Annotated in this window: 4 protein-coding genes and 1 pseudogene; 3 read left to right on the forward strand and 2 right to left on the reverse strand. The window is 69.4% G+C overall.

All coding sequences use genetic code 11. The annotated features are described in order from the left end of the window. Positions 1–40 precede the first annotated feature (40 nt). Positions 41–382, forward strand: a complete 342-nt coding sequence (locus B2284_RS03050) for an exodeoxyribonuclease VII small subunit (protein ID WP_074040636.1) — start codon at positions 41–43, stop codon at positions 380–382. A gap of 75 nt (positions 383–457) precedes the next feature. Here the strand turns inward: B2284_RS03050 and B2284_RS03055 are convergent, their stop codons facing one another. After that, positions 458–1,018 carry a DUF4245 family protein gene (locus B2284_RS03055; RefSeq protein ID WP_083603928.1) on the reverse strand — a complete coding sequence of 187 codons (561 nt, stop codon included), beginning with the start codon at positions 1,016–1,018 and terminating at the stop codon, positions 458–460. Between the two features lie 188 nt (positions 1,019–1,206). Here B2284_RS03055 and glpX point away from each other — a divergent pair, with 188 nt between their 5' ends. Both glpX and B2284_RS03065 read left to right on the forward strand, forming a co-directional pair. Then, the gene (glpX, locus tag B2284_RS03060) at positions 1,207–2,211 is read left to right on the forward strand and encodes a class II fructose-bisphosphatase (RefSeq protein ID WP_006946101.1); all 1,005 of its coding nucleotides are present in this window, start codon (positions 1,207–1,209) and stop codon (positions 2,209–2,211) included. A gap of 53 nt (positions 2,212–2,264) precedes the next feature. Continuing rightward, positions 2,265–3,197, forward strand: coding sequence for a carbohydrate kinase family protein (locus B2284_RS03065; protein ID WP_062258632.1), 933 nt, complete (start codon positions 2,265–2,267; stop codon positions 3,195–3,197). A 259-nt stretch (positions 3,198–3,456) separates the two neighbouring features. On the opposite strand, the pseudogene B2284_RS03070 reads toward B2284_RS03065, so the two are convergent. After that, positions 3,457–3,923: pseudogene (locus B2284_RS03070) on the reverse strand (ABC transporter ATP-binding protein); the annotation flags it as partial.

Consider the following 3,923-nt stretch of genomic DNA (forward strand, 5'->3'; position numbering starts at 1 on the left):
CGCCCACCACCACCCGATCCGAGACCACCGAGGACGACGCATGAGCGACTCGCACGAGGCACCCGCGAACGAGGCGTCCGACGACGTCATGAACCACGACTCGACCGATGCCGCCCAGGCCGGCACCCCTGGTACCGTGCCCGCGAGCGCGCCCGACGCCGCGAACGCCGACATTGCGAGCATGGGTTACGAACAGGCTCGCGACGAGCTCGCCCAGATCGTCACGACGCTCGAAGGTGGTCGCGCGCCGCTCGAGGAGAGCATGCGGCTGTGGGAGCGCGGCGAGGCCCTCGCCGATCACTGCACGCGGTGGCTCGACGGGGCACAGTCGCGCATCGAAGAAGCCGTCGCGCGCCGAGAGAACGGCAGCGAACGAGCCTGACGCGCCGCGCGCCGGGCACTACGCGCGCCCGGCCTGAGCGCGTCCGAGTTCAGCGTTCCCGACGCTCGCGTTCGCTCACTTCGCGATCTGGCTGTACGGCTTGGCCGCCGTGGCGATCTGCTGCAACTGGGCCCACGAGCCCTTGCCGGTGACGACGGTGTCGAGCCCGGCGAGCGGCTGCGAGCGCACGAGCCCCTTCTGGCCCGACTGCATCTCGACCTTGCGCCAGTTCACGCCGCCGAGGTCGACGCTGCCGGCATCAGAGCCGGATGCAACGTCCTTGATCCACGCCGCGCCGCCGTCCTTGCGCTGCTGGATCGAGACGTAGTCCTCACCGTCACCCTGATAGCCCGCGCGCCAACGCTCCGCGTGATCCTTGTCGCCCGGCACGATCGCGACGTTGACGGCACGCCACGGCGAACCGAGCCCGTCGGCGACGGCGACGTCCCAGTGCTTCGTCGACGACACCTCGCGCGCGATCTGTGACGCCTGCACGGTGGGCAGTTTCGTAGCCCCCTGACGAGGAATGAGGGCCAAAATCACCAAACAGCCGGCGATACAGGCGATCATGGACAGGACCATGCTCTTGGCGTTTCCCTGCATCCCGCGCCGCTTCGGCGGAGGGGGCGGGGGCATGGCCGGCGTTGACGCAGGCTGTGTCGGCTCGGTGGTCGCGGCCTTCTCGTGCGGGGTACTCACTCCCCCATGTTCGCCGACGCACCCGCGTCAGCGGAAACCGGGGCGGCCCGCCGCCCCGGCCACGCAGCCTCGAGCACCGCGGGAGCCAGCCGCCACACCAGTGCGACATCGAGGAGACACCGATCGTGACATCGAAGCTGCCCACCTACCAGATCCCCGACCGCAACCTGGCGCTCGAACTCGTGCGCGTCACCGAGTCAGCCGCCATGGCCGCCGGCCCCTGGGTCGGTCGTGGTGAGAAGAACCTCGCGGACGGCGCCGCCGTCGAGGCGATGCGCACCCTCATCTCGACGGTGAGCATGAACGGCACTGTCGTCATCGGCGAGGGCGAGAAGGACGAGGCCCCGATGCTTTTCAACGGTGAGCAGGTGGGCGACGGCACGGGCCCCGACGTCGACGTCGCCGTCGACCCGATCGACGGCACGACGCTGACGGCGAAGGGCATGCCGAACGCCGTCTCCGTCCTCGCCGTCAGCGAGCGCGGCTCGATGTACGACCCGAGTGCCGTGTTCTACATGGACAAGCTCGTCACCGGCCCCGAGGCCGCAGACGTCGTCGACATCCGCCTGCCCGTCGCCGAGAACATCCGCCGCATCGCGAAGGCCAAGAACACGACGAACAACGGCGTCACGGTCGTGCTGCTCGATCGCCCGCGCCACGAGCCGCTCGCGCAGGAGATCCGTGACGCCGGCGCGCGCATCAAGTTCATCTCCGACGGTGACGTCGCCGGTGCCATCATGGCCGCCCGCCCCAACACGGGTGTCGACCTGTTGCTCGGCATCGGCGGCACGCCTGAGGGCATCATCACCGCGTGCGCGATCAAGTGCATCGGCGGCGTCATCCAGGGCCGTCTTGCGCCGAAGGACGACGAGGAGAAGCAGCGCGCGCTCGACGCGGGCCACGACGTCAATCGTGTGCTGACGACGAACGATCTCGTCCGCGGCGACAACTGCTTCTTCGTCGCGACGGGCATCACCGACGGTGAACTGCTCAAGGGTGTGCGCTACCGCGAGAACGGCTGCACGACGAGCTCGCTCGTCATGCGCAGCAAGAGCGGTACCGTACGAACCATCGAGGCCGAGCACCGCCTGAGCAAGGTGGCTGAATACGCTTCGGAGCAGTACCAGTAAGTCGGGGCAGCGCATGACGCCGGCCGCGGCGACGAGACGCCAGGAGCCGACGCATGACCCAGCCCAATACCGCCACCACGCTCGTCATCGGTGAGGCCCTCATCGACGTCGTCCATCCTCGCGACGGCGAGAGCGCGGAACACGTCGGTGGCAGCCCGCTCAACGTTGCGGTCGGGCTGTCGCGCCTCGGCCACCCCGCCGTCCTCGCCACGCACCTCGGTGAGGACGAGCGGGGTCACCGCATCCAGCGCCTGCTCACCGACGAGGGCGTCGAGCTGACGGTCGCGAGCTTCGACCTCGACGCCACGTCGACAGCTCAGGCCCACCTCGATGACGACGGCGCCGCGACGTACGACTTCGCCATCGACTGGCCGGCGGTCACGGGCCTGCCGACGGATGTCGCGCACGTCCACACCGGCTCGATCGGCGCCTCGCTCACCCCGGGCTCCGCGTCGGTCTTCGAGGCTTTGAAGGCCGCTCACGCGTCCGCGACGACGTCGTTCGACCCGAACGTGCGCCCCTCCCTCATGGGCAGCCCCGACGACGAGCGCGAGCGCGTCGAGCAGTTCTGCGGGTACGTCGATGTCATCAAGTCCTCCGACGAGGACGCGCAGTGGCTCTACCCGGGCCGCAGCGTCGAGGAGATCGCCGAGTTGTGGGCCGGCCTCGGGCCGCGACTCGTCATCATCACCCGCGGCGGTGACGGAGCGCACGTCCGCCTCGCCGAGAGCGGCACCTTCGAGGTGGCCGGGCGCTCCGTCGAGGTCGCCGACACCGTCGGCGCCGGCGACTCGTTCATGTCAGGGCTCATCTCGGGGCTGCTCGACCTCGGGCTGCTCGGCGGTGTCGAGGCCCGTCAGCGCCTCGCGCACGCCCGCGAGGACGACGTGCGCCCCGCCCTCGCGCGCGCCATCGCCACATCCTCGACGACGGTGACGCGCGCCGGCTCGAACCCGCCCACGCGTGAAGAGATCGCCGGCCTCTGAGCTCGCACCAGGTCTCGACGCTTGCGCCAGTGCACCCGGCGCACAACCACGGCCCGACGGCGACACAGCACAGCCATGCCGAGCACCGTCCTTGCGAGGGCAGCGTCCTTGCAACGCAGCCCCACCGCGCAGTATTCGGATGCCGCACGAACACAGCACGAGGGCCCGCATCGTCACCGATGCGGGCCCTCGACCTCTACTGGAGCGTGACCTCAACCGATGCTCGGGGTGAACCCGAGCATGAGGCTCACATCAACGCTCAGACGTCCGTTCCTCCGGAGATGGCGCCGCGGGCGTCACGCTCCTTGGCACGCTGCAGCGCGGCCTTGCGCTGCTTCTCCGAGTTCGCCGCGATCTGGGTGGCCTTCTCCTCGTTGCGCGTGTAGTTGTGGCCCGATTCCGGGTCGAACACGTGCATGTGTGCCGGGTCGAACGCGAACTCGACCTCGTCGCCCTCGAAGATCTGCGAGCGAGCGTCGAGGTTGACGACGAGCTGGCTGCGAGCGCCCTCACCGTCGAGGTCCTTCTCGAGCGCGTCGAGGTGCTGCTTCGCCGCCGGGTCCTGCTCGAACGGGATGTAGGCGTACTGCTCGTTGCCGAGCCACTCCGTCTGGTCGACGACGGCCTTGAACGTCGCACCACCGGAGACCGGGTTGACCTCGGCGTCCTTGATGTACTCGGGGCGGATGCCGACGATGACGATGTCCTTGCCCGCGACGTCGCGGG

The sequence above is a fragment of the Dermacoccus sp. UBA1591 genome (assembly GCF_002322065.1).
GTDB lineage: Bacteria > Actinomycetota > Actinomycetes > Actinomycetales > Dermatophilaceae > Dermacoccus > Dermacoccus nishinomiyaensis.

Excerpts from the sequence above, each read along its gene's own strand:
- B2284_RS03050 (WP_074040636.1), top strand. The coding sequence starts at position 41 with ATGAGCGACTCGCACGAGGCACCCGCGAACGAGGCGTCCGACGACGTC.
- B2284_RS03055 (WP_083603928.1), bottom strand. The coding sequence starts at position 1,018 with ATGCCCCCGCCCCCTCCGCCGAAGCGGCGCGGGATGCAGGGAAACGCC.
- B2284_RS03065 (WP_062258632.1), top strand. The coding sequence starts at position 2,265 with ATGACCCAGCCCAATACCGCCACCACGCTCGTCATCGGTGAGGCCCTC.